The sequence below is a fragment of the Pseudomonas sp. DG56-2 genome (assembly GCF_004803755.1).
Taxonomy (GTDB): domain Bacteria; phylum Pseudomonadota; class Gammaproteobacteria; order Pseudomonadales; family Pseudomonadaceae; genus Aquipseudomonas; species Aquipseudomonas auratipiscis.
Genome location: NZ_CP032311.1, coordinates 3710329 through 3734830, shown reverse-complemented (window position 1 = coordinate 3734830; position 24502 = coordinate 3710329). Strand labels below are relative to the sequence as shown.

Below are 24502 nucleotides of genomic sequence, written 5' to 3'. Positions count from 1 at the left end.
ACTGAAGGATCCTATGGAAGGTGTGCGTCTCAGTAAAACTACGTAGCCGTGGGGACGTAGTTCTGCGGATTTATTTGTAGCGGGCATACGCGGATATTGGCCGCTGCCGCGCAGCGGACACAAATATAAAAATCACGGTCGACAGCCTGTAGGGTGTCGACAGGAGACACGTAATGACCCATCTGGCTAAACACATTGCCTGGTTTGCCGTGGCTATTCTGGGAGCATTCGCGCTGAGCGTCGTGGCCTTGCGCCGTGGCGAAGCTATCAATGCTCTCTGGATCGTAGTCGCAGCAGTCGCCATCTATCTTGTCGCATACCGATACTACAGTCTGTTCATCGCCGAAAAAGTGATGCAGCTAGACCCTCGTCGAGCCACTCCCGCCGTAGTCAACAACGACGGCCTGGATTATGTGCCGACCAACAAGCACGTGCTCTTCGGGCATCACTTCGCTGCCATTGCTGGTGCGGGGCCTTTGGTTGGGCCGGTACTGGCTGCCCAGATGGGCTACCTGCCTGGAACGCTTTGGCTGATAGCCGGCGTGGTACTTGCCGGCGCGGTACAAGACTTCATGGTGCTATTCCTGTCTACCCGCCGCAACGGTCGCTCTTTGGGGGACATGGTGCGAGAGGAGATGGGAAGAGTTCCAGGAACGATCGCGCTGTTCGGCTGCTTCCTTATCATGATCATCATCCTTGCTGTATTAGCGCTGATTGTGGTCAAGGCACTGGCCGAGAGTCCCTGGGGCATCTTCACCGTAATGGCCACTATTCCGATCGCGATGTTTATGGGCGTTTACATGCGCTATATCCGTCCCGGGCGTATCGGAGAGATCTCGGTAATTGGGGTATTGCTGCTGTTGGGCTCGATCTGGTTAGGGGGGCAGATTGCCGCTGATCCAGTTTGGGCCAAGGCTTTTACCTTTACCGGTATTCAAATCACTTGGATGCTCATCGGCTACGGCTTCGTCGCTGCGGTACTGCCTGTATGGCTGATCTTGGCACCGCGTGACTACCTGTCGACGTTCCTCAAAATCGGCACTATTGTTGCGCTTGCTGTCGGAATTCTGGTCACTATGCCCGAGCTCAAAATGCCGGCGTTGACGCAGTTCACCGATGGCACGGGGCCGGTGTGGAAAGGGGGCTTGTTCCCGTTCCTGTTTATTACCATTGCCTGTGGTGCCGTCTCAGGATTCCACGCGCTGATAGCCTCTGGCACAACACCTAAATTGCTTGCGAGCGAAGGTCATGCCCGGTACATCGGCTACGGCGGTATGTTGATGGAGTCCTTCGTAGCGATCATGGCCATGGTGGCTGCGTCGGTAATTGAGCCTGGTGTTTACTTCGCCATGAACAGTCCTGCCGCTATCGTTGGTGCTGATGCAGTATCAGTAGCGCAGACGGTTAGCAGTTGGGGGTTCACCATCTCCCCGGATCAGCTTGAGTCGGTAGCTAAAGATATCGGTGAAACCACCATCCTCGCTCGCGCAGGGGGGGCGCCAACACTAGCAGTAGGTATTGCCCAAATTTTGCACCATGTCCTGCCGGGTGAGAACACCATGGCGTTCTGGTACCACTTTGCAATCTTGTTCGAGGCGCTATTCATCTTGACCGCTGTCGATGCTGGCACCAGGGCAGGGCGCTTCATGTTGCAGGATTTGTTGGGTTCCTTTGTTCCTGCCTTGCGCCGTACAGAGTCTTGGACTGCGAACCTTATTGCCACCGCTGGCTGTGTGGCATTGTGGGGCTACCTGCTCTATCAAGGCGTGATCGATCCGTTGGGTGGTATCAATACGCTTTGGCCGCTGTTCGGCATCTCCAACCAGATGTTGGCAGGTATCGCTTTAATGCTGGGTACCGTCGTGCTTATCAAAATGAAGCGTCAACGCTACGTTTGGGTGACCCTACTTCCAGCGATCTGGCTGCTGATTTGCACCACGACTGCAGGATTCATCAAGTTGTTCGATGCTAATCCTGCTATGGGTTTCCTGGCGTTGGCCCGTAAGTACAGTGATGCGCAGGCCAATGGTCAGATTTTGGCACCGGCGAAGGACATTTCGCAGATGCAGCATGTGATCTTCAATGCCTATACGAACGCCACACTCACAGCCCTGTTCTTGCTTGTTATGTTTAGCATCTTGTTCTACGCGCTCAAGGTGGGGATTGCAGCGTGGGGTAGCAAGGAACGGACTGATAAAGAGGCACCTTACCAAGCACTACCTGATGCATAACTGAGGGAAGTAACGTGTTCAATGACCTGAGTCGCCTCGGTAAATACCTGGGTCAGGCAGCGCGTCTGATGGTTGGCATGCCTGACTACGACACCTATGTCGAGCACATGCAGACCAAGCACCCGGACAAACCCATGATGTCATATGAGGATTTCTTTCGAGAGCGACAGGAAGCTCGATATGGTGGTGGCAACGGCCAGCCGCGTTGCTGTTAGGTGCCTTGAAGAATTTATCTGCGTAGTCGATTGCGCCCAATACTATGTATTGGGCGCTTTGCGTCTAGGTCTAGGAAACGCGCAAAAATGAGAGAGGCAAATGGTGGCATTTGCTGACACCAGCACCTTCTAGAGTCCTTGGCTCAGCCCAGCGCAGCGCCATGCTTTGGCAATGGCAGTTATCCAGCGCCCGGCCGCCTCAGCCAAGCCAGTTGTCCAGACTGTCGCGTAAATCTTCCAGAGTTCTCCTTTACGGCTTGTTAAATTTTTCGAGATGGTAATTCAACCAAATATGGTGCGTTCCATCGATGTCAATTGTGATCCCTCCTGACCCTGAAATCCCTTTCAAACCATCCGTACCACTGCCTCCGACTATGCAGAAAAACTCATCTGCACGATCAACTCCGGTAGTGGAGGCGGAATGAATGAAGTTAAAGGATCCTTCCACCCCATTCACCGTGCCCTTGAAACTCTCCATCGCGATGTAGCTGCCCCTTCTTGACGCTTGGTCGAACGCTGCAGTAAAGGCTGTTGAAGAAATACCATCGATAGCTCCTGTATAGGACTTTTCCATGGAGCTGATCGACACTGGTAAGCCTGTTGTGATTTCGGGCGTGGGAGTCAAGTCTGTTGGTTTGAAATTCTTGGAGGAAAAAGTGGCTCGCGCTTCCATTCGGATCAGTCCTGTTCCATGTGAGGTGAGTGGCCATTCTAATGCAAGAGCACCCTCAGGTTGAGAGCGGCAGGCCCAGACCCGACGCTGTGGCAGCAGTTGGTCAACCTCACTCGCTCGCTGCGTCGGCAGGCGCGCCATCATATCTTTGAGATACGCATAAGGATCATGCCCATGCATATGGGCTGACTGGATCAAGCCCATGATCGCAGCTGCCCGTTTAATGCCGTGGCTGATGGCAGAACTGGACAGTGTTGCGTCCGGTTGTAGCCATTCCTGATCAACCTCGGCTTAGCTATTTCGGATACTAGCTTCGTTGGCGCATGGAAATCCTGGCGATAAGGGCGATCGCGTCCGCTTAAAATACGCGGACACCATCGGCCTTAATGCTTGAGTTCGGAAGGTGACTTGCCCGGACGCTTACGGTGAGTTGATTGGACGCATACGAGCGTGCGAGCAAATTTCTTAGCGAGTGGAACGGCACGCTGGTGTGCGATTGGTGCGTTGGAGGACGAAAGCCAGCGCTCTCCACGATGCACGTGTCGATGCTTTTCAGTCTCTCAGCTTTTGTGAAGGTGGTTGCTTAGCTGACAGTACTAGGGCTATGCCACCTAGTACTGTGAGGGAGCTCAGGCCAAGGCGAGCGGTAAAGGTTTCCCCCAGCAGTAAAACTCCGGCGATGGAGGCTATCACTGGGACGCTCAGCTGTACTGTAGCTGCGCGGAACGAGGAGAGCTGTCGAATCGCCGCGTACCAGATAGCGTATCCCGCGCCTGATGCGATTGTGCCTGATACGACGGCAGAGGTAACACCGACAACGTCTGCATGGAAAGAGGATATGAAGGGCAGGGCGGTAAGCACGATTAGTGGCACAGACATCATGAAGTTGCCAGTTGTAGCCGCCAACGTATCAGTCGAGGCTTTACCGAGGATTGAGTAGACCCCCCATGCCACCCCTGATGCTAGCATTATCACTACGCTTGTCAGCGGCGGAGCGCTGGATCCAGGAAGAAGAAGCACGACAAGGCCAGCAACCGCCAACACTAAGCCTAGCAATGCCAAGACGCCCATGCGCTCTCCCTGAATAAATCCGTACCCAAGCATGGTTAGCTGCACTGCGCCGAACAGAACAAGCGCGCCGGTACCGGTGTCCAGTTTCAGGTACGCGTAGGAAAAAGCGAAGGCATAGACGTAGAGTGATACAGCTCCCCCCCAAGAGCCTGTGCCCTTTTTTGCTGGTCGCTGAAATTTTAGAATCATCCATAAGATCAGTGCGCCACTCACCAAACGTATGACGCTGAAGCTGATGGGATCGATAGCGCTGTGGCGCAGTGCGATTCGACACAGCACGGAGTTCGCTGCAAACGCGATCATCGCGATGGCCGTCAGGAAGACAACGCGGTGTGCTCGTTTGGTGGTGAGAGGTGTAGATAAACGTGTATTCAAGAGAAGTCTTCCACTGGGTAGAGTCAGATTTCCTAAATGAGCATCCGTTGACCTTTCGCGTCAGAGGTGGGAAATCGGTCAACCTAGGTACTTGAGCTCACTCTCCAGCATTCTCTGCAACTCACTGTATGAGTTTGAGCCCATGATTAGCTTTGAGAGCTTTCCCTCTCTAAATACTGCGATTGAAGGAACTCCGTGAATATTCAGTGTTTTCGCAACCATTGGGGACTGAGCGACATCAACATGTACAAATGAAGCGAGCTGAGAGTAGGCGTCAGCGAGCTTTTGAAAGATAGGCTTCATGCCAATACATGGGCCGCACCAAGGGGCAGAGAAATAGACCACAAGTATTCTATTGGGTACGCTGAGCTCTCTATAGAGCTTGTCAGTATCCAAGTCATAAACTTCACTCATAGAAAATATCTCCCAGCTTGTGCTTAGAGTGCTGCTCAAGGCCGCCAGGTACAGTTTTGGTGGCCTTTCAGCTATGATGCTGCCAGATCTTATATGATCTTCAAATGGGGAGATATTTTGATTTCTCTCGCCATATTATGGAAGTTCGGTGAGGTTTTCATTACGTCTGCATGAAGTTCCTCGATTTTTTCCTGAGGTGCGTCTGCGCAAATCCTCACAGTGTAGTGAATTTCATTGACACCAGGGTTGAGGGTGTCATCAAGCCCCAAGAAGCCACGCAGGTCGAGGTTAGTGTCCGTTTCAATCTCAAGGCTTTTAATTTTGATGCCCTTTGCTGCAGCGCTTGTCACGTAGCCGACCGACATGCATGCATTTAAGGCAGCAAGCAGCAGCTCCATTGGGCCGGGCGCTGTATTTTCACCAAGCAGCTCAACAGGCTCGTCCGAGACGATCTTGAAGTCTCGCTCCAGCCGCTTACCGGCAAGGCTACACTGGGTTACATGCGTAACGCTCTTCGTTTGACCCATCCATTGAGTATGGACATTGAAGCGGGCTTCAGCTTTTTGATCATCTGAAGCTACTTCGTGAGCAAAGCTCTCTAGATTAGTAACGTTGATACCATTCACGATGTTGCTCATACACTGACTGCCTACAGCAAGTTTTAGGGTTGATCGTTGACTTGCGACCGTATTTTCTCAGTTGTCGCAGCCGTTTAGGCCGCAGGTCTGTCCTTGGAAAGATTCGGCTTCGATAGCGTCTAAGTGCATGCGCTGCAGTGCTTGTTTGAAAGCGTCAACGGTTTGGGCTCCCGAGATGTAGAAACCGTTGTTGAAGACAAACAGAGGAACGCCGTTCGCGATCTCATGAGCCTCTTTCTCATCTTTGGCGATCAAGCTAGGCAGCGCTTCATCATTCCAGGCGCGCTGGACGAAGCTTGCCGAAATACCTACGTCTGCCGCAATTTCCGCTAATGAGCTCTCTTCGAAGATAGAGCGACCGTCGGTGGTGCTGGCCTCATATAGGCGTTCGCTGAGAACCATTTTGGTGTAGCTATCGTCGACTGCTTTTACGAGAGCGTGTGCCTTCGTAGTGTCTCCAAATAGCATCGTGTCAAAGTTGTAAACGAGGCCTACTTCTCTGGCGTTCGCAACGACAGCTTGGATCATCCCGTTGGCAGACTGCTCGTTGCCAAACTTCTGTACAAGAACCTGTTTGATTGGTGCAGCTTTTTGACCCGCCGCGAGACGAAACGCCTTGTAGTTCACTTGAACCAAGTCTTTATGTTCGAAATCGGCGAGGGCCATCTCGAAGCGGCGTTTTGCAATCCAGCACCAAGGGCAGACGAAGTCCGACCAAACGTTGATCGTAATTGATTTGGATTCTGCGTTCATTTTATATCACCTTGAGAGGTTTAGCAGTTCGGGTGTTAGTGGGGGAGCTGACTGGGAAAGGATGGCGACTCGCCAGGGCAAAAGCCCTTTTAGGTCATTCTTTGTCGAAGGCGTCTAGCACGTGGGTGCTATAAACCAGAGCTGCGCCGGCGTTCATGTTGATTGCTACGCCGAGGGCTTCCGAGACCTCCTCAACCGTGACACCAAGCTTCTTAGCTTCAGCGACGTGGAAAGCAATGCAGCCGTCGCAGCGGGTGGTTACTGCCACTGCAAGAGAAATCAGCTCGCGGGTCTTCGCATCAAGGTGGTTGGTTTTCGCGCCGGCCCCGCCCAGTGCCATTACGCCCTTGATGGTTTCTGGTGAAAGCGAGCCCAGCTGCATAACGCGGGCATTAATGTCTTGTCGGGCTTTTTTCCAATCTTGCATGTGATCCTCGCGGCTACGCCGAGGCGTAGAAATGAAAAATTTGAGTGTGGTTCCTTGAATGCAGATTAAGCCTACCATCTAGTAGGTAGATCGCGCAATGCTGTTTTTTGTGACGTGCAGATTCGTCCGGTCAACGGGCGAGAACACATCCGGCGAGGTTGTGCCTGAGGCCTGCACGCGGCTCCACATTTTGATTTCAAGGCACTTCAGTCGCTTAGCTGCACCCCTGGACGTTGAGCTATCTGTGCTCTCAGCGATGTCGGTAGCTCAGGCAACTCCTGCAACGGATGTGAGTTGAGCCGACGTTGCAGGTAAGCGCTTTGACCGGTGCGATTGGTCTGAAGGGGAGTTAGGGGCCAAGCGTTAGACCAGTAGGATGGCTTCACGATTAGGCTTCGAGGTTGGGCTCATCGTTGATGGGCGCAATATTAGAAACCGGCGAACGCTGAAGAGGAGGGCGCCAGTGTTACCCCGAATACTCGTACCCAAGCTGGCGTAGGAATTAGGAAGCATTGATTAAAGCTAACGCGAAAAATGTCACCAGAACTATTAAGAACATCATCGACCAAGAACTGCTTGTGGCAGTCTCTTTCTCTTGTCGCTGTGCCGATTCACTATCGCAGCAAAGGGGTGTTTCTTTCCCTTGCTCTCTCGCCTTATTTAGAGCCAAAATTGAGCAGTATCGCATACAGGTATACCTTTCAATGGTGATATATATACAGTTATAGATATCTTGAGCTCCAGGCGGTAATGCATGAAGCAACATACTCTGCGTCTCGGCTGTTGGTGAGTAGGTGGTCAGCAGAGTCCAGCGAAATGAAACTCTTGGGGTGTTTAGCTGTCTGGTAAATTTTTTGAGCTTGTTCTATCGATACAACATCGTCGGTAGGGGAGTGAAAAATAAGCAGTGCGCGCCGGAGGTTCGCGATACTTTTATCCTGCTGGTGGCTTTCAATATCATCAAGAAACTGTTTTTTTATAGTGAACTCTCTTCCTGCAAGCGTCACTCTATATTCACCAATGTCTCTGATGGCTTCTACTTGACCTTTGAACTGCTTCATAACATGGGTCGCATCAGCAGGAGCACCGATTGTCACAACACCTTTTGCTTCTGGAATGTGCTTAGCCGCTGCGATGACTGCGGCGCCACCCAAACTGTGGCCAATCAAAAGGGATGGAGCCTGGTATGTATTACGTAAATACTCCGCCGCAGCTACCAAGTCGGCAACGTTGGAAGAAAAATTACTATTGGAGAAGTCACCGTCACTGCCGCCCAGACCTGTGAAATCGAATCGAAGCACAGCGATGTTATTGTCGACCAGCGCCTTGGCAATTCGCGCAGCTGCTTTAATATCTTTTCCACAGGTGAAACAGTGTGCGAACAATGCGTAAGCACTGGGCGACTCAGGTACCTCAAACAGACCTGAAAGGCTTATACCTTTGGGGTTTGGAAACGTGATCTTCTGTTTGCTCATGGTGAATTCCGTGGGAAGCGTTGACTGGCGTGAGGTTCTCGGCTTAGGCGTCATGGCAATGCGAGCTCCGAACCGTGAAGGCAACGAAAGCCTACCATCTAGTAGGTTTGCTGGCAATGAAGGTAGCTCTGCTTGCTTTTTCGTGCTGAGTTCATGCGAGGCGGCTAGATCCTCAGCGCGCGCGAGCAAGCCAAAGTCGACACCACCCGCCGACGGAGTAGATTCGAACTACACGTGCGCCTCCAACAAGCTCTTCTGGCCTGGTACTCGGCTAGCTGGGGCAAGTGAAAAGCTAATGGGCGTGCTCGGCGGCGTAGATACCAGGTGGGGTAGGGGCACCTGATACCTTGGTACGCTCAAGCCCACCGCCGTCCAGCCACCAAAGGGTGCTTATAGGCGCGCTGCAATAAGAGCTCGGCCTGCGCGAAGTTAAACACCGATACGTCCACGGGGCACAAGGGTGGAACGATGTGATGGCTGGTGAGCGCACGGAAATGCTCGATGTCGCTTACCAGCTGGCGCATGTTCATCACGCTGACGGTATGCAGGGCCAACGCGTCCAAACCGCCGTCCACCAAATACCGATCAGAGATTTGTACACAGGGAAAACTAGCGGAATGGCCGCGCTGGCCAATAGCGCTTGCTCGAATTCGCCACTGGATAGAACGGTCTCGGCATCGCTGAGCAAATCGGTGGAGCGGGAGCGCCGCGCCCTCAATGCGATGGATGGGCAGTGCCTGTCCTAGCAATCGGTAAAACGCCGCTGGTTGCAACAGAAAACCACGTCGGTTGATTAACCCTTTGCAGGTACCGATCCAGGAGAGGGGGAAGATGTAACTCTTACTCAGCCCGCGCCAGAAGCCTGCCAGCGCTTCGACACCTGCAATATTGGGCCTTGCAGCAAAGTAGACACCGTTGATGCGCCTACAGAAGCGCCTACCACAAAGTCGAATTGAACATTAGCCTCGACCAGGGCTTGCAACATACCCATCTGCACCGCGCCCAGACTGCCTCCGCCAGCGAATACGATTGCATTTTTGCTTGCCATTCTCGAGGTCTCCGAGCAGCAACCTATCGAAGCAGTGTAGCTGACTGACCCACGTTACTTCCGATATTCACTCATGGGAGTGCTTCTGCCAGTCATGACTGCCGGAGCAAAAGTTTCTGAGGCCGTAAGCAATACTCAGCTAGTTCGCCGCTAACACAGACAGTCTGATTTTTATAGCTAAAAATCAGACTGGGCTGGACTATTCTAGGTAGTTTAGATGCACCCATTGGAAGTGAGGGCTGCGATGGATTTTCTGCATGGGCTGGGGTGCGTCGACGGATTACTGCTCGAAAAATGGGGAATTGTGAAAGCGTTCCAAATAATCGGGTATGTACTATTCGTTATTGGGCTTCTGGACTATTTTAATAAATTACACATGCTGGAGTCAGCATTGCAGTTCATAATGCAAAACCTATCCAGGCTTGTGGAGTATATAGGGGTGGTTAGGCTGGTCACGTTAAGTATCGACTGGATTCTTCCGGGTCACATGAGAACCCCCAGATGGCGGGTGCGAGCGCTTATTAGCATTGGCCTTCGATCTCCACCTGTAACAATCGGCTCGTTGATTCTTATCTTTGTAATATTTTCCTTGCAGTCTAGAGGAGTGATTTCTGATAAGGGTGCCCCGGACAAAGTATTTTTCGGCGCACTATCTGCAATTAAGCAAAGTATACTGGCAGCACTGGGTGGGCGAGAAGGAGGAGTTCTAGATTACGCAATTATTATTTTAGGCACGTGGATTGTTGTATTAGGGATTTCCGCAACTGCTTACCTTGCTGTGGCAGCGATCTTGATTTCAATTGCACTTATATTGAACTTGATCAGCCTAACCCTTGTGATCCTTGCAAAGCCGAAAAAGGGCATAGTCCTGACTTTCGGCGTGATTTTTTCGATCATTTACTTGGCTTATGAGTCACTGCCTTTATGCAGCACCACTCTACCGTAGTCGCCCGACAGATGAAGACTAGTTAAAGGTGTGTAACAATCATACCAGTCGATCTTGGGCGACGGGGTCGCAAAATCCGATAGGAGGTTTATCGGCAGACGGGCATTCCGGTCGGCGTATGCATTGCCTCGACCAAGCCCTTGGCAAAGCTCGCCAATCACCGTAAAGAAATGGCAGGGCCAGCCCGGTACGCTTCGCTATCTGATGCAGCGAGAGCTTGTCGCGGAAGTACATCCGCCGAATTTTTCCCATCATTTCCATGCTGATCACCTGGTGTTCTCTTGCTCGGAAAGTGAGCAGAAGCAGTTGAACACCTGGGGCAGTTTTCAGTCGGCAGAACAGCCTTTAATGGGTCAGTTTTCGGTCAGCGGCAACAGGCCGGCCATTACCCGGACGAGGATGAACGTCTGCAGGTCAGCATCCTGGATTACCTGAGATTCCAGAGCGAGTTCGTCACGAAGGACTACATCCCTACAGCCGACATTCTGGCCCATCTGGGTGACAGAGGCTTTGGCGACCTGTCGGAGCAGCGGGTACGGTCAAGTGGTATTGCGAAGCTTCGGGATGCTGATGTCATCATCACAAGTACATCCAAAGGCTACAAAATCCCCCAGACAAGAGCTGACATCAATGACTTTCTGGAGATGGCCTCTGGCGTGGTCGTGCCATTGCTTGAGCGTGTTAAAAAGGCCCGTGAGGTATACAAGCTTAGTAGTCGTGGTGAGTACGACATCATCAAGGTGTCCAGGATTATGGATCTAGAGAAGCTCCTATCTTCACTTGATGCTTTCGCTCCAGACCGATGATTGATAAGGGCAGGAGTTATGTCTTGGCTTTGAGAATTTTCAAAGCTAGTTAAACCGAACGAAGATCCACCACCAACGTCATATTCAAGGACATCATTAGCGGGATGCTTTAGAATGTTCCGCCTGTTTCCCTTAATTTTGAGGATCGAATATGTCCCGTCTGGCAGAATTCCGTCAGCTCGAGCAGCAACTGGCCGCCCAGCTCGCAGAGCTTGAAGCACTCAAAGGCAGCTCCGAGCTGCAAGCTGAAATTCAATTTGAGACCAAACTGCGTGACTTGCTGGCCGAGTACGGCTACAGCCTGCGCGACATCATCAACATCCTGGATCATCAAGCCAGCCGTCGTGCGGCTGCCCCTGTAGCAGCTGAGAAGGCACCGCGTCGTGCGCGCCAGGTTAAGCAGTATAAGAACCCGCACAACGGCGAGATCATTGAGACTAAAGGCGGCAATCACAAGCTGCTGAAGGAATGGAAAGCCAAGTACGGTGCTGCCGTTGTCGAGTCGTGGATTGTCTAAGATTCAATCCGTCTCAATGAAAAAACGGCCCGACAGGCCGTTTTTGCGTTTGGCCTAGATTCAGACCTAATACTTGGGTGACGCAGCCCTCACATCTCGGCTACTGCCCAGCGCATCACGCTTTTTTCAAATCCGGTAAGCTGGAGATGTTCAATGCGCGGGGCTAACGCGCGGAGTTTTGCTAACAGGTTGTTCAGGTTTTCCGACGGCAGGAGCCGGTGTTTGATTTGCGTCGAAATCTGTGTAGGGATCCCGTACTCGTCCAAAGCTGTGAGCAGCGGGTCGAGGAATAGGTTTTCAAGCTGCTCCGCAAAGAAGCTGAAGTCACCAGGTTCGTAGCCTCTCTTGGTCAGGACGTCGGCCTGGATTTTGTTGATGGCCATGATGTCCCGGGGCAGTTTGAAGCACACCATGTTTCTTATGAACTTCAGGCGTAAATTGATGGCCTCGCTCGCCGATTCGTCCCCTTGGCGTTTATCAACGGCCTGCTTGAGATAGGTAGGCAGGTTCTTCTGCGTGCGCAGCTCGTTGATGTGCCAGGCTAACTGCGAGCTGGACGATATGCCGTAGTCCATCAAGTTACCGCCTACAAGGCTGTAAACCAGTTCGCACAGGTAGTTGAACTGAGAGGCCTGTTCCGGAATCCCTTTCCATCCAAGCAGGCTACGGCTTTGAGGCAAGTCTCGGATGATGGTCTCGGCGACTTCAACCTGCCGATCAATGGGGATGTGTCTGTTTTCGATTAGGGTGGTGGGGGACAGCACGGGGTTGGCGTAGGCTTCTTGAAGGCGCCTGCGTGACATGTCTGTGAGGTACTCGTTCTCCAGTTGCATGAGAAGGCCCATGGGGGATTTCTCGTCCTGAAGACCTACGGGGTACTTGACAGTGAGGCCTTCCTCCAGCGGCGGCGCTTCGAGCATGAAAACCTTGCCGATGAAGTACTTGTTCATGCGCCCAGCACGGCCCGAGATATTCTTGTAGGTAAAATAATCAAACGTCGGCTTGTTCAGCCGGCGATCATAGATGATCACATTCTCAGCTGACGTGTTGACTCCTTCGATCATCGTGGACGTGCAGATAATCCGATTGATGACGCCCTCATTGAACAGCTTCACGATGTATTGCTGCAACGCTCGCGGCACCCCGCCATGGTGAATGCCGATGCCAAGCGAGATTGCTTTGGCAACGTTCCATTCAGGATGGTAGTGCTTGGAGATCCAAGCGGCGATCTCCTGGGTTTCCGGTACTGGGGTCAGCCCAGCTTCTTCAATGAGATATTCTGCCACCCGGTTCGCGCTTGGTGGAGACTGGCAATAAATCAGGGTAGGGGACTCTAGGCTCTTGACTAGCTCCAGGAGTTTTTCCTTCCGCTCCTCCGAACGCATGCCGAGGCCGAAATTTTGGATGTCGACCGCGACCGTGCTGTAGTCCGAGGGGATAAAGTGGTACTCGTAACCATCGAGGCCTGAAATCTTCTGGATGTGTGGGCCGAGCATATAGAACTGGGCACCCGTCTTAGCGAGTTTGTGAAACGCCAAGCTGAGGTCGACGGCGCGCGAGCTTTCCTCGTTGTCGTTTGCCAAGTCAATTTTGTAGAACTCGTCCAGCACGAAGAACTCAACATCCGCCAAATCCGGGCGCTGAAGCACCCGCTCTTGGGTGAGAAGGTAGACGTTAATTTGGTCAACCTCAGCCGCTTGAGTGGGATGCGTAATGAGGTTGAAGTCCTTAAATCGTCTGACCAGTCGGCGACGGGTTTCGTCGATCAGCGCGATGGTCGGAACGATTACCACCACCTTCTTGAATCGTCGCTGCGCCAGTACCGCGTCGATGACAAGGCTCTTGCCTACGCTGGTAGAGGCGCTAAGCACGACGTTGCGGCCTTGCATGATCAAGCTGAACACATGAGCTTGGAGGTGATGAAACACCATGCCTTGCTCGACACCCTCAACCCTGTGAGCCTCGTAGGCCAGGCGATCCGACAGCGCCATAGTGCTGAGGTGAGGGGTGATATAGGGGAAGAGGCCGACCGCTCGTACCATGTTGAGCAGCAGCGACTGTTCGACTGGATCGAACGCGCTGAATTTGTCGAGCGCTCGAATTACGAGATCGCGTCCTTCCCACGCTGAGTTACTTCTGTTGACCAGAGCGTTTATGGCGACAAGGACATCGACGGTCGATGCGCCCTCGTCACTGAGTTGAGCCAGCTTGGTTTTGATCGTTTCGTAATTCATGACTGCGTCGTTCCTTGAACTCCCCGACATGTTGGACATGCCGGGCATGCTTTGAACCCACTGAGCCTAACATTGCATCGATGCGAAGACCGATCAGCTCATACCGGCAAGTCTTCGAGCGGTTTGCAGCACGCGTTGAACGCCTTCGTGAGCTGCGCGATGCTTTCCATCGGTACCAAGAAGACCATCACCTTCACCTGCTCAACGTTCGCAGGCAACTGAGTGATAAGGGCGTCATAGTGATTCTGGATCTCTGACTTGAGCTTGTTCACATAGTCAGCTAGCCAGCCGGAAGCCAGCGCTTCGCTGTCGTAGGTCAACAGGATAGGGAAGCAAAGGACGTTCAGCATGTCGTCAACCGATGCGTTGCGGTGGAGCGCCTGGTTGAAGGCCTCTGCTTTCGGTTGATGGTGCAGAGGTTCGCGTAGGGCAATGATGATTTCGCGCTCCGCCGACAGCACCGTCTCCGAAATCGTGTCGTCCAGGACGCCGCAGATCTGCTCCAGCGTCGTATCCATTGCGCCTGCCTCAATTAGGCGAGCAAGGCCCAGCCATAGCTGGTCATCCTGCCCAGGCTGCTGGACGATATGGGCATTGCCAAACTCAGACAGTTTGCCGGCGGACTTGTAGAAGACTTTGCAGGCAACAGGCTCGCTGTTCTGACGGCTACGCAGGATGGCATGGAGAATCAGCTCAGCGATGAGCCGGTCGCGTGGCAGTTCGCTTTCGCTAAACGCGCTGATTGATCGGGTCAGGATCGTCTGTGCGTTATGGGCGAGTATGTTCACGATCTCGCTGGCCTTCAGCGAAAACTCAGGCAGCCATTCGATAAGGTGTTGGGCAAAGCCGTCACACCGCCACTTTCTCAGCGCATAGTTTACGTTGAGGCCAGAGAAGGTGCGAAGCAGTCCTTCTGGAGTGCTGGAGTGAAACTCAACCAGGAAAGGGTCAGGGCGCTTCTTGTACGGCTTGGATGTGGTCGTGGACTTGTCGTCAGCTTCGTCGAGTAGTTGCTTGAGCCGCTCAAGTGCGGGCTCCCTGAGGATAATTTTGTCCAGCGGCGCTGTCTTCACGTTCGCCGTGGCGGCCTTGTCGGCCAGCTCCAAAAACTCGTCGTAAATGGCCTGCAGCTGGGTGAAATTGGGGCGGTTTCCGAGCTTCTCGGCGAGCTGAAACAGTGTTTTGATGTTCACGGCTTCTAGCGCTTCAACATCGCCGTACACTTGCCAGACGAAATTCTTTGCCCACTCAGAGAAATCCCGCTTCTGTGGGGAAGCAAATTTTTTGAATTTGTTGAACAACGCTGAGCCGCGCTCGGTGGTGGTGTCCGGTAAGACCCGCGTATCCAGTTCTTTCTTGAAGCCTTCAAGGATGTTTGCGACGTCTCGCTTGGTGACGATTCTGAAACGAGCGGGGCCAGGGCGGACATCGCACTTAAGCGACTTATGCAGGAGTGACGAGTCGGCCTTGCCGCTGTCCAGCTTGATGACTTCTTGCCAGTTCCACTTCTTCTCGCCGTCGGTGGTCTTGACTTGTATGTACTCGGTCACAGTTTGGCCGGCAGCCAGGAATACGGCCACGATGTCGTCTGCCGTCTCGCACTCAACCTGGAGGTAGCTGCTGTCGCTGAGCATCTTGAAGATGAAGCTGACGGCCACGTGATCCTGATACTTGAAACCTTGCCTTGCCGCAGGCCCACCTTTGTTCGATGGGCTAGAAGTACGCACCATGACATCCCTGCATCGCGAAAATTTACTAGAAATCAGGCATCCACTGGAGCTCTGCAGCTCAGACAAGATCGCGCGGTGCCTCTCACTCAGTGCAACGCTACCACTAATGGCAATTGGCCGACATCTGCAATTTTGGCAGATTGCCTGATGCCAACGACAAGTGCTGGGTACGGCCGTCAAGTCGCGCGTTGCTTCATTACGAGAGGCTGACCACGGCACTCAACCGACTGCAAATGCTGCAATGCAGCTGTGCCCTTAGCGCGAACTACTTAGCCTGCCGAGAAGAGACATACGGTGTGACGTCGTTGTCGTCTATTGCTTGAAGCTGGAAGTACTGGCCATTGGCCTTCAGCGCATGGATGACGCGACATTCGGCGTAAGCGGTGCCATATGAAGTGCTCGGGCCTTGGATGTTGAGTACAAATTCTCCTGCGTAGCTTCGCTCGTACCTCAAGTCTTTCAAGGCTCCAGCCGCTTCACCATGTGCCTCGGCGATCTCGATCACCAACTCCCGTAAGGCCGATTGATCGGTGTCGGCAATCTCGGCGGAAAACCTGACCTGGCGCTGGCGTTGAAAGCCACCGCCACCACTGGCTGAGCCTATTCGGTTAAATGTGATGTGGGCGAGCAGGACTACTTCCATGGTCTGAGCCTTCTATGTGGGTCTAACTTCTTGGTAGCAGGGGGCAGCGTAAACGAAACCAGATGCCCCCTGTGTTCTGGCTAATTCGCATCAAGCAATGACTCACCGATTGCGTTGTAGCGGTGCGATGAGAAGGCTCCATAGTGTCTCGGCACCGCCTTCTTGGGAGAGTTTTGGGTCTTGCCGAGTGTGAATCGATATGCCGAAGGTCTTCAGGTATAGGGATTGGTCGTCCGTATCTACAGTGAGTGCCTCGTTATACGAGCCACCGCCAAACGAATCTCCATGACTGTAATAGATCCCAGCACCTAGCTGGCCGCCGGTGAACACGGACGCCTTCGCAACGTCGTGGCCGTCCTTGTAGATACTCGCAGAAAAGCGATTTGCATCTACACGACGAAACACCCCTTCGTACCCAGGATTGCGCGCCTGGAGCTCCAGCAACGAGTTCTCGAAATAGCGGGCGATGTACTCGAAGCTGTCGAGCAGGAAGCGGTCTTTGTCCAGTTGGGTGAAGCTCTTGGCCATCCGAAGGTTACTCGACCTAGGGCCAGCGGGAGCCATAGGCGAGGGCGCTGAGCCGCCATTGAAATCGTTGCGCTCAGCTGTTGGAGCAGAGCTCGGTCGGCCACGGCTGCATCGTTCTGCAGCCTTCCGCACTTCCTTCGCGACTTGCAAGAATGCTTCGTCCCTATCAGGCCAAAGTGTCACTGGCTTCCCATCTTGGGGCGTGCCAAGCAGCTTGCCGAACGGTGCGTAGTGCCAGTCGCATGGGCGGAGAATCACAGGAATAACGATCGCTTCCCCCGCTGTATGACGCGCCATCGCGTGGGCCATCTCGATGTTGTAGCAGTAGTCGGAAGCGATGAAGTCGGGGCTCACCAGTAACAGAATGATTTCGTCGTTGTTGATGTGATCGTCAATAGCTGCATCGATCTCTTGGCCTGCGCCGATTCTTCGGTCGTGCCAAGTCTCAATGACCCCTTGGCGTTTGAGCATGGAAAGCTGTTTTTCCAGTTGGTCGCGCAGGGCTTCGTCTGCATGGCAGTAAGAGAAAAACACGTTCGGCAAAATGGTTACTCCCATTAAGGTAGGTGCTGTTCCGATCATATGATCTGCTCACTGCAGAAGTACAGGCCTGGGCTTGGCTCAAACGCTACGACCCACCTCATCCCACCTCGTCAGCCAAAGAACATTGGGACAGGAGGAGGGCACGTTTAGTGATTCGGTCGAAGATCATTTGGGCTTAGTCGTAACGAATGATTTACTTCTCGTGTGGCGTTGGCCGCACGAACCGGCGGATCTCGACCGACGTAAAGGTGAAGTAGGAAGGAAGACCTAGGTGTAGCTTACCCGTATGAAAACGGAGCGCCGTTGGGCGGAGAGGGGTGTGTCTTACAGGTCAGATTTAGCCTGAAGTAAAGCTGTATTAATTCAGCCGCTGGCTACCTTCAATGGACATTTTGGCATAGAAAAAAGGCCCTATAGGGGCCTTTTCAGAAGCAGGGTATCGCTAGTCAGTAGAAGATACCGAAAAGGTCGCCGTCGTCTACGAATTGACGCGAGTCGCGTAGAACTTGCTCCAGAAGGAGGGGTCGCGCGCAGCTTTCTTGGCGTACCAAGGATCGGAGCAGTATGCATCTTTTAAACGTAGTGATCCCAGCGCTCGCCGTTCTGCTTCCTGCAAGCTGATCACTCCAGCTTCCAAAAACTGTTTCCAATAGCTGTCCGCCTTCAGAGTTGCAGAAGGTTTTTGCTTGGAAGTCGTAGTAGGCATGAGCTACCTCCGGCACAACGTTTTCTAGGGATACGATGACAGTTTCAATCATGTACTGGATGTTGTCCAGCGTCTGTCCTTTGACCCAAGTCAGAGGAGGAACCCCAAGCCTCTCACAGCCGTTGAGCTGGTCTGGATGGGGCGCTATGTGATCTGTACTGCGGTACTTGATAGCAGAGCATAGCATATTGTCAAGGCGCCTACGAAGCGCGAGATCGGACAGCCCGTCGGGATCTCCAACGAAGGTGCGACTGGTGTTATAGGCGAAGGTGGCTACGGCGGCATAGATCGCAGACCCACCGAGACCAGGGTTGCTCTCGGAGACATCAAGCCAGGTCTCAATGGCGTTGACGTACACGTTGAAAAAAATGTCCCTTTGAGCGGTCTTGTACGCAAAATCCCAGCGAAGGGTATCAGGCCAGTCATCCAATTCGTTCATACTTTCGAGGGTTGACCCCGGCATGAATCGTTCCATGATCTCCTTGAGATTGTCCTCACCGGATCTGGGGTTGAAGAACAGGTCTTCTTCATTCGACAGCGCCAGAAGCCACTTGACCGCAAACGTACCGTTTCCGCTATCAACCATTTCCAACACGCTTATTCGATCAGGGTGGATGCTTAGTGGATCCACAAGGCGCCCCAACCGCCGGAGCCTCGCTTCAACCTCCCATGGATACTGTGCTGGCATCCAAAGTGAAAATTTTCCGAGATGATAATGGCAAGCAGCCCATAAGTGGGAAGTGTTTGAGAGCTCGCTTTCTGGCTGACCTGTATCGGGTTCGAGAGGGGGGGGGGGCTGGAACGTTGCTGGCTAGAAGGCGTGATTCGGCCGTCGGTACTGAAGAGAACAGCGCCAAAAGCATGAAGGTGTGCCTTGTTGCCCGAGGAGAGCCGGGCCGGTGATGGATAGGTTGCATACATGGCGGGTGGCCAAGCGCGAAATGGACTAGGTGAGCCTCAGCACTATTTTCGCAGGTAGTAGCACTCTCAATTTTGGATCAGCTCAGCCGAAACAGCGGTGAGCTGTCCGAGCCACTAAGGGAACCCATGAAGCGAGTCGAACGGGATTTCATCACATTGTTTAATTGTCTGTGGTACCGGGATTTCCCGGTGTCTGAGGCGCATGCCGTAGCAAGACGTGCCGACTGGACAATCCATCTTGGACTGGTTGTAAGGCAGTGCGCCACGCTGCTTGGAGCGAGGGCCCTGTTTGAGCAAGGGGGGCGTACAGATGCGGTGATTCGCTACAGCGACACTGACACGCTTTCGTTTGTGGAGTGGGAGTGGAAGCGAGCCCACACCGATATCAATGAGTTCTCCAAGCTGCTTCAAAAGACCGAAGGGGCCGTTTTCCAGACCTTCATTGGCTACAGCAGGGTTGCCGATCTAAAGATGACGACGGATCAGATCTGCGAGCACTGGCAGACTGCAAGCAAGCCGCTGATAGCATTCTTGATCACCTATGAGATGGTCGGCAAGAACCGGCGTTTCATGGAACTGCAGACCTATATGTTTGCCAAGGGCAGATACAAAAAAATCCGCTCTCAGCCTGCTTTGCCTTGGGAAGTAAATCGAGTGAAGGCAAATAACGAAACTGAGGAAGCCGCATGATCGGGCGGCGCGAATGATAAGGCGGTAGGGGGCATTGAAATCAAGTGACCCCTAGACTCCTGCCGATCCCTAAGATTCCCCTACCACAGCTCGTGGGCGTTGGTAGGGTTGAAAGGGCCTGCGTCCTCGTTTTTCCGGTTTGAGTAGAACCAAGCAGTTAAGTAGCTCGCTGTCGAGGGTGCAGTTGCCGATGCCATGAGAATGTCGCTGCTACGGACACGAAGTGGCCGCCTATGCCTCTACTCCAACAGGCTACCTACCAAAATCTTTTTAGACGGGCTATCAGCAGGTCGGTGCTCAGGCAGAAGGAAAAGCCGGTATCGAGTCGCGGGTTTCCCAGAGCCATGGAGCCCTTGCTGTGCAAGGATTTCAGCTGGATACAGACCAAAAGTCTGCAGATTTACTTGCGAATTTGGTACGCCCTCGGAGTGTCGGAAATCTGTCACTTCCAGGTGTGGCGAAGCCGCCAATGGATGAGTTCATCTGCCAGACGACGCATCTCTCGAGCGGCATGAGAGCGCGGTGCGAAATCCACGAATGCGCTGAAGTAGCCGTACTCCTGTCCCGGAGGGGGAGCGTCTTCCAGCATCTCGATGGCGATCCGGTACGCGCCGGTCAACTCAGTATGCAGTGGAGGAAACTTCAGTGAGTCGACCAGCTCAAGCACCCGCTCACGGCGCCGACAGGTCGAGAATTTTGATTCGGTGATCTCCTGGTACTGCTCATCGCTCAGCTTCACGAAATCACCAACAAACTCTTCCAGCTCTGTACTGACGCCTCCCACATCACAGTTGGTCAGTAAGCCGAAATAGCTGGGAGTCGTCTCGCGACATTTGATGTTCTGCAGCGCTGTGACGAATTTTCCAGCGCTGCGTACAGCCATCGAACAGTTGGTGTCCACAACCACTGCAACTAGGTTTGCGAAACGCCGTACCAGTTCCAGCTCAGCATTCACGTCAAACAGCACGTAATCGTGGCGTGCGATCAGTTTGCTTAGCTTTTCGGTAGCTCGCTGCTTCCGCTCCAAAGCCGCGAGTTCGTCAGCATATACAAGCTGGTAGCTGGCTTGTTCTTTCGGCGGCAGGGCTGCCAGGTGATCACGGATTCGCTTGCGTCGCTGTTTTACTGCCGATGGGAAGGTGATGAGATCGCGCTCATCGTAGAACCCGACTCGACTTACACAGCTTCCAGGCGCCGGTAGCTCGCCGTCCTCGCATGCATAACGGTGGTTATAGTCGTTCGTCACGACTGCTACCCGGAAGCCCAGTTCAGCTATGGCCGCTGCGAGATTCACAGTGATGGATGACTTTCCAACGCCCCCCTTATAGCAGGCCACAGTGAGAGCAAGCCCACGTGGTTTCCCATCAATCTCGAGACCCAGTCTACGCATGTTGATCCCCGATCGAGCTAGGAAACTCCACAGCGCAGCGGGAGAGGGTATGCGTGAGGTGACGTTGCCGCTCTCGGTTTCCCAAGATCTCCAGGTTCGCTCAGCAACGTTGGCCCACATCGCGGCCAGATTGACGCTGACATTGGCAGCCTGGCGGAGCTCTTTTGCGTGTTTTCGTAGCTGGTTGTCCATGGTCTTCCACCAAAATTGTCGGTGTCTGAAGACTAACCAATTCCTAGATGGCAAAAAATTATGAGCAATGTGCCGGGTACTTCCACTATGAGCATTGAGCTGCGATCAGCCCATGCGTGAGGTCAGATGTACTCAAGTCAATTGCATGCCTTCGCCACTCGGGGCGGCAGCGGCTGGGAGCTGGCAACGCGATTACCTGGTCGACTGGGAGTCGCTGAGATAGTCGGTGAGGTCGGCAGAAGGAGAAAAGGGGGCACATTCTTAGAATTAAGTGTGGTTTTTTATTCACGGACTCGAAGATGGCTGAAGAATCGCCTGCGCTTCCACGCTGAATTTGCATGGTAGCGGCTGAGCACACCAAAAGCGTCAGCCGTTTTTCACAGATCGAAGAGATCACCATCCGGCATAATGGCTTACAAGCTTTGCCCATGTTTTCAATGAATGCTTATCTTGGCGAAGAATTTCAAAAGCCTCTACTGCAGAAATCTTAGTTGGACACCCGTCGATGAGAAATAATTTGTCCCGCTCCTGAAGGTAAAGATGTAGCAAGGTAAGTACCATAATCCTCTGTACTGGCTCCATGGATCTGTAGGACTTGCGCATAGCCTTCAATAATTCAGGAATAGACTTCGAGTGTTCATAGTCAAACCCCTGCGGTCGCATTGTGTAGTGTCGGCCTTCGGAACCATAGGGCCTGACTTGGATGAAGCAACTCTCTAAGCCATAATCGTTCACAATCTGCCAAGAGGTTTCGCCAAAAATTTCTCCACGCTGGGCTGCTGATGGGAAGATCGGTGGCTCTGCACCGCAAATAATAGCGAGCGCAGTACTTTCAATGGCGTCCATGCAGGAAATCTGAATAACCAAATCTACAAGTGAGTAATTGGGAATGCGACCTGCGGCGAACAAGAAGTCAATAGCAGCATAGGCAGCCACAGCCACGGGGGTGCGAGAATGATGGATGTAACCCGAGCTTGCCGTTTCCATATCGGTGAATGCCCAGATGCCTGTAGAGGTTTTGTAAACGCCTAGTTCATTAATAAGTGCAATTGCGTCATCCACGTATTGACTGTCGCTGCTCATAGATATATCCCGTGTTACAAGACTTTTGAAAATGCCTTTGGGCGCACAGTTATTTGGAGCAATAGGAGTTCGCCTGGTACTTTTCCATTTTGACGAAATAGACGTTCGTGGTGACCAAATTTTGAATTTAATTCGAGAAGATTCGCACTATCGCGCTTAGGGTGACCAAGTGAATTTGGCAATGAGCTTTCAGTTCCTGAATGCAGAAGGTGAGCAACCAATCCGACTGCATCTGGACTGCTAGTGCGCTAGGCAATGCTCAGTGCAACGCTATAAACCCATGGGGTTCAAAAAATGCATAAATGATATCCTCTGCGGGATCCCAGTACTGCCAAGCAGTCTCCAACGCGTAGCCTGCCCTCAACAAGTTATCAATTGACGCGCACTTTGCTGATAAAACGAACTCTCTTGTCTCTTTCGCATTAAGATGCAAATCACGCAACCTGACGCCTGGACGTTCGCTGAGCAAGCCAGTCATGAAGTCACAAATTACCGTGGCCTCTATTTCTCCCTGGGAGTGGTTCTTGTCATTCAAATAGTTTGCTAATAGTGCTTTGAAGTGCGGTGTGTCTGCCGTATTCATTAAAGAGTTTACCTCTCTGAGATTTACAAGTACTGCCTTATCAGGCTCGCCGCACCGAAATAGAGAACTAAATATACATATTTCATGCGCTGACGGATTGCATAAGAGGTACTGGTTGTCACAGTTTGGTTGCGGCTCATCTAACACGCAGGTAACTTCATCAGAAGTCAACATGCCCCAGGCGGAAAAGAGATTGCACACTGAGCGTAGAGTTCTAGTCGCATCTTCGGTGCTGAACTCCATTTCTAAATTCAGAAAACCTTTGAACGCAATGAGTGCTGAAGGTTTACAAATCGCTAAAGGGTCAGTTGCGTTGGGGTTTAAAGCCACAGTTATAAAAGCGCCGTACACTGCAAAGTCGTTGAGCATGTCAGTTTCTTGGTCGGCCCCGAGGTTGTCAAACATCTTCAAAATTTCCCGACGTTTAGCTTCGGTCATTTTGTCTGAGCCGCGTAGCTTTATCTGCTCGAGCGTAATCATTTCTTTAGATCCTGGAGAAAATTGCATAGGGTCAAGAAAGCAATGAGGAGAATGCGTACATGGTTAAACTATTCCAAGGGGCCGCTTGGGGAGTATAGTGCTTCTCAGACTTTAGGACTCGCTGTATTAAAAGCAAGCGATCCGGCCAATGAACTATTCGTTTTCTTGTCGCGAGTAGCTATGACTTTTGTCAATATATATGTATTATTTAGTTGGTTTTCCAACTGTGCCGGTCTCTTTTCAACAGGTTGCGAGCGCAGTGGGCGAACTGTAACGGTTAGCGCTCATATGGGCGCCTTCGAGAATCAGCCAAATTTTTCCGATGAGTGGTGTCACTCACACGGAGATGATAAAAAACCCTACTTGCGTCAACCGATCCCGTGCCTGTGATTTTTTTGCTCTGAATGATTCGATGGGGCGCTAGTAAGAGCATGCCAGCGAGTCTTCGAGAACTGATGATCAGACCATCCGCTTACGATCCATGCATGAGCATGCGATGAAAGTAGTAGGCATTTACAGTCGCAATGGATGCTCCTTCGCTGCTCTGCTTATTTCGTCGATTTCATCTTGTGTGGCAATTAAGCCGGTATAAGAATAAAGCCCGATGGTCGGATGGTTTGGCGAGGGTTCGTTTATAATTTTAAATATCCCACGAGAAGCTTCGCGTGTTTTTTCATATACTCGTAAAAGTAGTCCTATGCGTGTATTGGCTTTGTCAAGGACTGCATAAACTGCATCTGTATCGAGAGAGTCTATGTTTCTTCCTGAGTCCATCGAGATTATTTTGTATTTTAACAGGTTGGTTTGCGCAATCAGACTTGCAATTTGTAGCTTCATGTCATCAGTATCTTCGTCAGGAGCCAGTGCCTTGATTTCTTGTGCCGATTCGAATCTGGCTAGGACGATCTTTCGATAATTGGTATTTCTCATTAAAGTCACATAGCTAAATGCCCTAACTTCTTTGTTGAAGAATGGTGTGGCGGGGTCGCTTGCGCTTACCGCTCGTAACTCGGAGATGATGGCGCTTAAGGTTTTACAGTATTCCGTAAAATGCCTATAGCGTGAGGCGTCTATAGTGCCAAGCGCCTTAAGGATTAGTTTTTCCGTATATGCTGATCGTTGGGTAAAATAGCGATCAAAGGTAGATGGTTTCTTGGGTTGTTTGCTGTCTTCTATACGCTTCATATTCG

At 52.3% G+C, this 24502-nt stretch carries 24 protein-coding genes and 1 pseudogene; 5 read left to right on the top strand and 20 right to left on the bottom strand.

Translation table 11 applies throughout. The features are described 5' to 3' along the window. The first annotated feature begins 173 nt into the window (after nt 1-173). Together D3Z90_RS16930 and D3Z90_RS16925 are read left to right on the top strand one after the other, a co-directional pair. Nucleotides 174-2231, top strand: a complete 2058-nt coding sequence (locus D3Z90_RS16930; protein WP_100782326.1) for a carbon starvation CstA family protein — start codon at nt 174-176, stop codon at nt 2229-2231. 14 nt (nt 2232-2245) lie between these two features. Then, the gene (locus tag D3Z90_RS16925) at nt 2246-2446 is read left to right on the top strand and encodes a YbdD/YjiX family protein (RefSeq protein WP_100782325.1); all 201 of its coding nucleotides are present in this window, start codon (nt 2246-2248) and stop codon (nt 2444-2446) included. A 250-nt stretch (nt 2447-2696) separates the two neighbouring features. On the opposite strand, the gene D3Z90_RS16920 is transcribed toward D3Z90_RS16925, so the two are convergent. The 10 genes and pseudogenes from D3Z90_RS16920 to D3Z90_RS27390 all read right to left on the bottom strand — a co-directional run bounded on the left by D3Z90_RS16920 (nt 2697) and on the right by D3Z90_RS27390 (nt 9320). Next, on the bottom strand, nt 2697-3119 hold the full coding sequence (locus D3Z90_RS16920) for a DUF3224 domain-containing protein (RefSeq protein WP_100782363.1): 423 nt from the start codon (nt 3117-3119) through the stop codon (nt 2697-2699). 84 nt (nt 3120-3203) lie between these two features. Further along, a pseudogene (locus D3Z90_RS16915) lies at nt 3204-3341 on the bottom strand (transposase domain-containing protein); the annotation flags it as partial. A gap of 330 nt (nt 3342-3671) precedes the next feature. Then, on the bottom strand, nt 3672-4565 hold the full coding sequence (locus D3Z90_RS16910) for a DMT family transporter (RefSeq protein ID WP_223253840.1): 894 nt from the start codon (nt 4563-4565) through the stop codon (nt 3672-3674). Nucleotides 4566-4643: 78 nt separating this feature from the next. Further along, entirely contained in the window at nt 4644-4979 is a 336-nt protein-coding gene (locus D3Z90_RS16905; RefSeq protein ID WP_100782323.1) for a co-chaperone YbbN, read from the bottom strand. Between the two features lie 89 nt (nt 4980-5068). Continuing rightward, entirely contained in the window at nt 5069-5617 is a 549-nt protein-coding gene (locus D3Z90_RS16900) for an OsmC family protein (protein WP_100782322.1), read from the bottom strand. A 57-nt stretch (nt 5618-5674) separates the two neighbouring features. Then, nucleotides 5675-6370 carry a DsbA family oxidoreductase gene (locus D3Z90_RS16895; RefSeq protein WP_100782321.1) on the bottom strand — a complete coding sequence of 232 codons (696 nt, stop codon included), beginning with the start codon at nt 6368-6370 and terminating at the stop codon, nt 5675-5677. A 94-nt stretch (nt 6371-6464) separates the two neighbouring features. After that, nucleotides 6465-6797, bottom strand: coding sequence for a carboxymuconolactone decarboxylase family protein (locus tag D3Z90_RS16890; protein WP_014860742.1), 333 nt, complete (start codon nt 6795-6797; stop codon nt 6465-6467). Nucleotides 6798-7519: 722 nt separating this feature from the next. After that, entirely contained in the window at nt 7520-8272 is a 753-nt protein-coding gene (locus D3Z90_RS16885) for a S9 family peptidase (RefSeq protein WP_100782320.1), read from the bottom strand. Nucleotides 8273-8628: 356 nt separating this feature from the next. Beyond that, nucleotides 8629-8835: a hypothetical protein gene (locus D3Z90_RS27395; protein ID WP_371922212.1), complete on the bottom strand. Its 207-nt coding sequence runs from the start codon at nt 8833-8835 to the stop codon at nt 8629-8631. A 281-nt stretch (nt 8836-9116) separates the two neighbouring features. Continuing rightward, nucleotides 9117-9320, bottom strand: coding sequence for a patatin-like phospholipase family protein (locus D3Z90_RS27390; RefSeq protein ID WP_371922211.1), 204 nt, complete (start codon nt 9318-9320; stop codon nt 9117-9119). Nucleotides 9321-9537: 217 nt separating this feature from the next. On the opposite strand from D3Z90_RS27390, the gene D3Z90_RS16875 reads away from it, so the two are divergent. Beyond that, the gene (locus tag D3Z90_RS16875) at nt 9538-10266 is read left to right on the top strand and encodes a hypothetical protein (RefSeq protein ID WP_136477140.1); all 729 of its coding nucleotides are present in this window, start codon (nt 9538-9540) and stop codon (nt 10264-10266) included. A 353-nt stretch (nt 10267-10619) separates the two neighbouring features. Here D3Z90_RS16875 and D3Z90_RS26955 read toward each other — a convergent pair whose 3' ends face one another. Beyond that, complete coding sequence (locus D3Z90_RS26955; protein WP_218571406.1) at nt 10620-10760, bottom strand: hypothetical protein; 141 nt, start codon at nt 10758-10760, stop codon at nt 10620-10622. Nucleotides 10761-11223: 463 nt separating this feature from the next. Here D3Z90_RS26955 and D3Z90_RS16860 point away from each other — a divergent pair, with 463 nt between their 5' ends. Continuing rightward, nucleotides 11224-11589, top strand: coding sequence for a histone-like nucleoid-structuring protein, MvaT/MvaU family (locus D3Z90_RS16860; protein ID WP_100782318.1), 366 nt, complete (start codon nt 11224-11226; stop codon nt 11587-11589). An 89-nt stretch (nt 11590-11678) separates the two neighbouring features. Here the strand turns inward: D3Z90_RS16860 and D3Z90_RS16855 are convergent, their stop codons facing one another. The 5 genes from D3Z90_RS16855 to D3Z90_RS26850 form a co-directional block, all read right to left on the bottom strand. Further along, entirely contained in the window at nt 11679-13823 is a 2145-nt protein-coding gene (locus D3Z90_RS16855) for a DEAD/DEAH box helicase (RefSeq protein WP_100782317.1), read from the bottom strand. A 98-nt stretch (nt 13824-13921) separates the two neighbouring features. Then, nucleotides 13922-15553: a dsDNA nuclease domain-containing protein gene (locus D3Z90_RS16850; protein ID WP_168198481.1), complete on the bottom strand. Its 1632-nt coding sequence runs from the start codon at nt 15551-15553 to the stop codon at nt 13922-13924. Nucleotides 15554-15818: 265 nt separating this feature from the next. Next, nucleotides 15819-16196 (bottom strand): hypothetical protein, encoded by a 378-nt coding sequence (locus D3Z90_RS16845; RefSeq protein WP_100782316.1) that lies wholly within the window; start codon nt 16194-16196, stop codon nt 15819-15821. A gap of 102 nt (nt 16197-16298) precedes the next feature. Next, nucleotides 16299-17267, bottom strand: a complete 969-nt coding sequence (locus D3Z90_RS16840) for a toll/interleukin-1 receptor domain-containing protein (RefSeq protein WP_100782361.1) — start codon at nt 17265-17267, stop codon at nt 16299-16301. A 446-nt stretch (nt 17268-17713) separates the two neighbouring features. Continuing rightward, nucleotides 17714-18559 (bottom strand): hypothetical protein, encoded by an 846-nt coding sequence (locus D3Z90_RS26850; RefSeq protein WP_223253845.1) that lies wholly within the window; start codon nt 18557-18559, stop codon nt 17714-17716. Nucleotides 18560-19020: 461 nt separating this feature from the next. Between D3Z90_RS26850 and D3Z90_RS16830 the strand changes: the two genes are divergently transcribed. Beyond that, on the top strand, nt 19021-19584 hold the full coding sequence (locus D3Z90_RS16830) for a hypothetical protein (protein WP_178084191.1): 564 nt from the start codon (nt 19021-19023) through the stop codon (nt 19582-19584). Between the two features lie 442 nt (nt 19585-20026). Here D3Z90_RS16830 and D3Z90_RS16825 read toward each other — a convergent pair whose 3' ends face one another. The 4 genes from D3Z90_RS16825 to D3Z90_RS16810 all read right to left on the bottom strand — a co-directional run bounded on the left by D3Z90_RS16825 (nt 20027) and on the right by D3Z90_RS16810 (nt 24497). Then, nucleotides 20027-21166, bottom strand: coding sequence for an AAA family ATPase (locus D3Z90_RS16825; protein ID WP_136477139.1), 1140 nt, complete (start codon nt 21164-21166; stop codon nt 20027-20029). Between the two features lie 393 nt (nt 21167-21559). Next, on the bottom strand, nt 21560-22249 hold the full coding sequence (locus D3Z90_RS16820) for a hypothetical protein (RefSeq protein WP_136477138.1): 690 nt from the start codon (nt 22247-22249) through the stop codon (nt 21560-21562). A gap of 259 nt (nt 22250-22508) precedes the next feature. Next, nucleotides 22509-23312: a hypothetical protein gene (locus tag D3Z90_RS16815; protein ID WP_136477137.1), complete on the bottom strand. Its 804-nt coding sequence runs from the start codon at nt 23310-23312 to the stop codon at nt 22509-22511. A gap of 513 nt (nt 23313-23825) precedes the next feature. Then, nucleotides 23826-24497 (bottom strand): hypothetical protein, encoded by a 672-nt coding sequence (locus D3Z90_RS16810; protein ID WP_136477136.1) that lies wholly within the window; start codon nt 24495-24497, stop codon nt 23826-23828. Nucleotides 24498-24502: the final 5 nt, after the last annotated feature.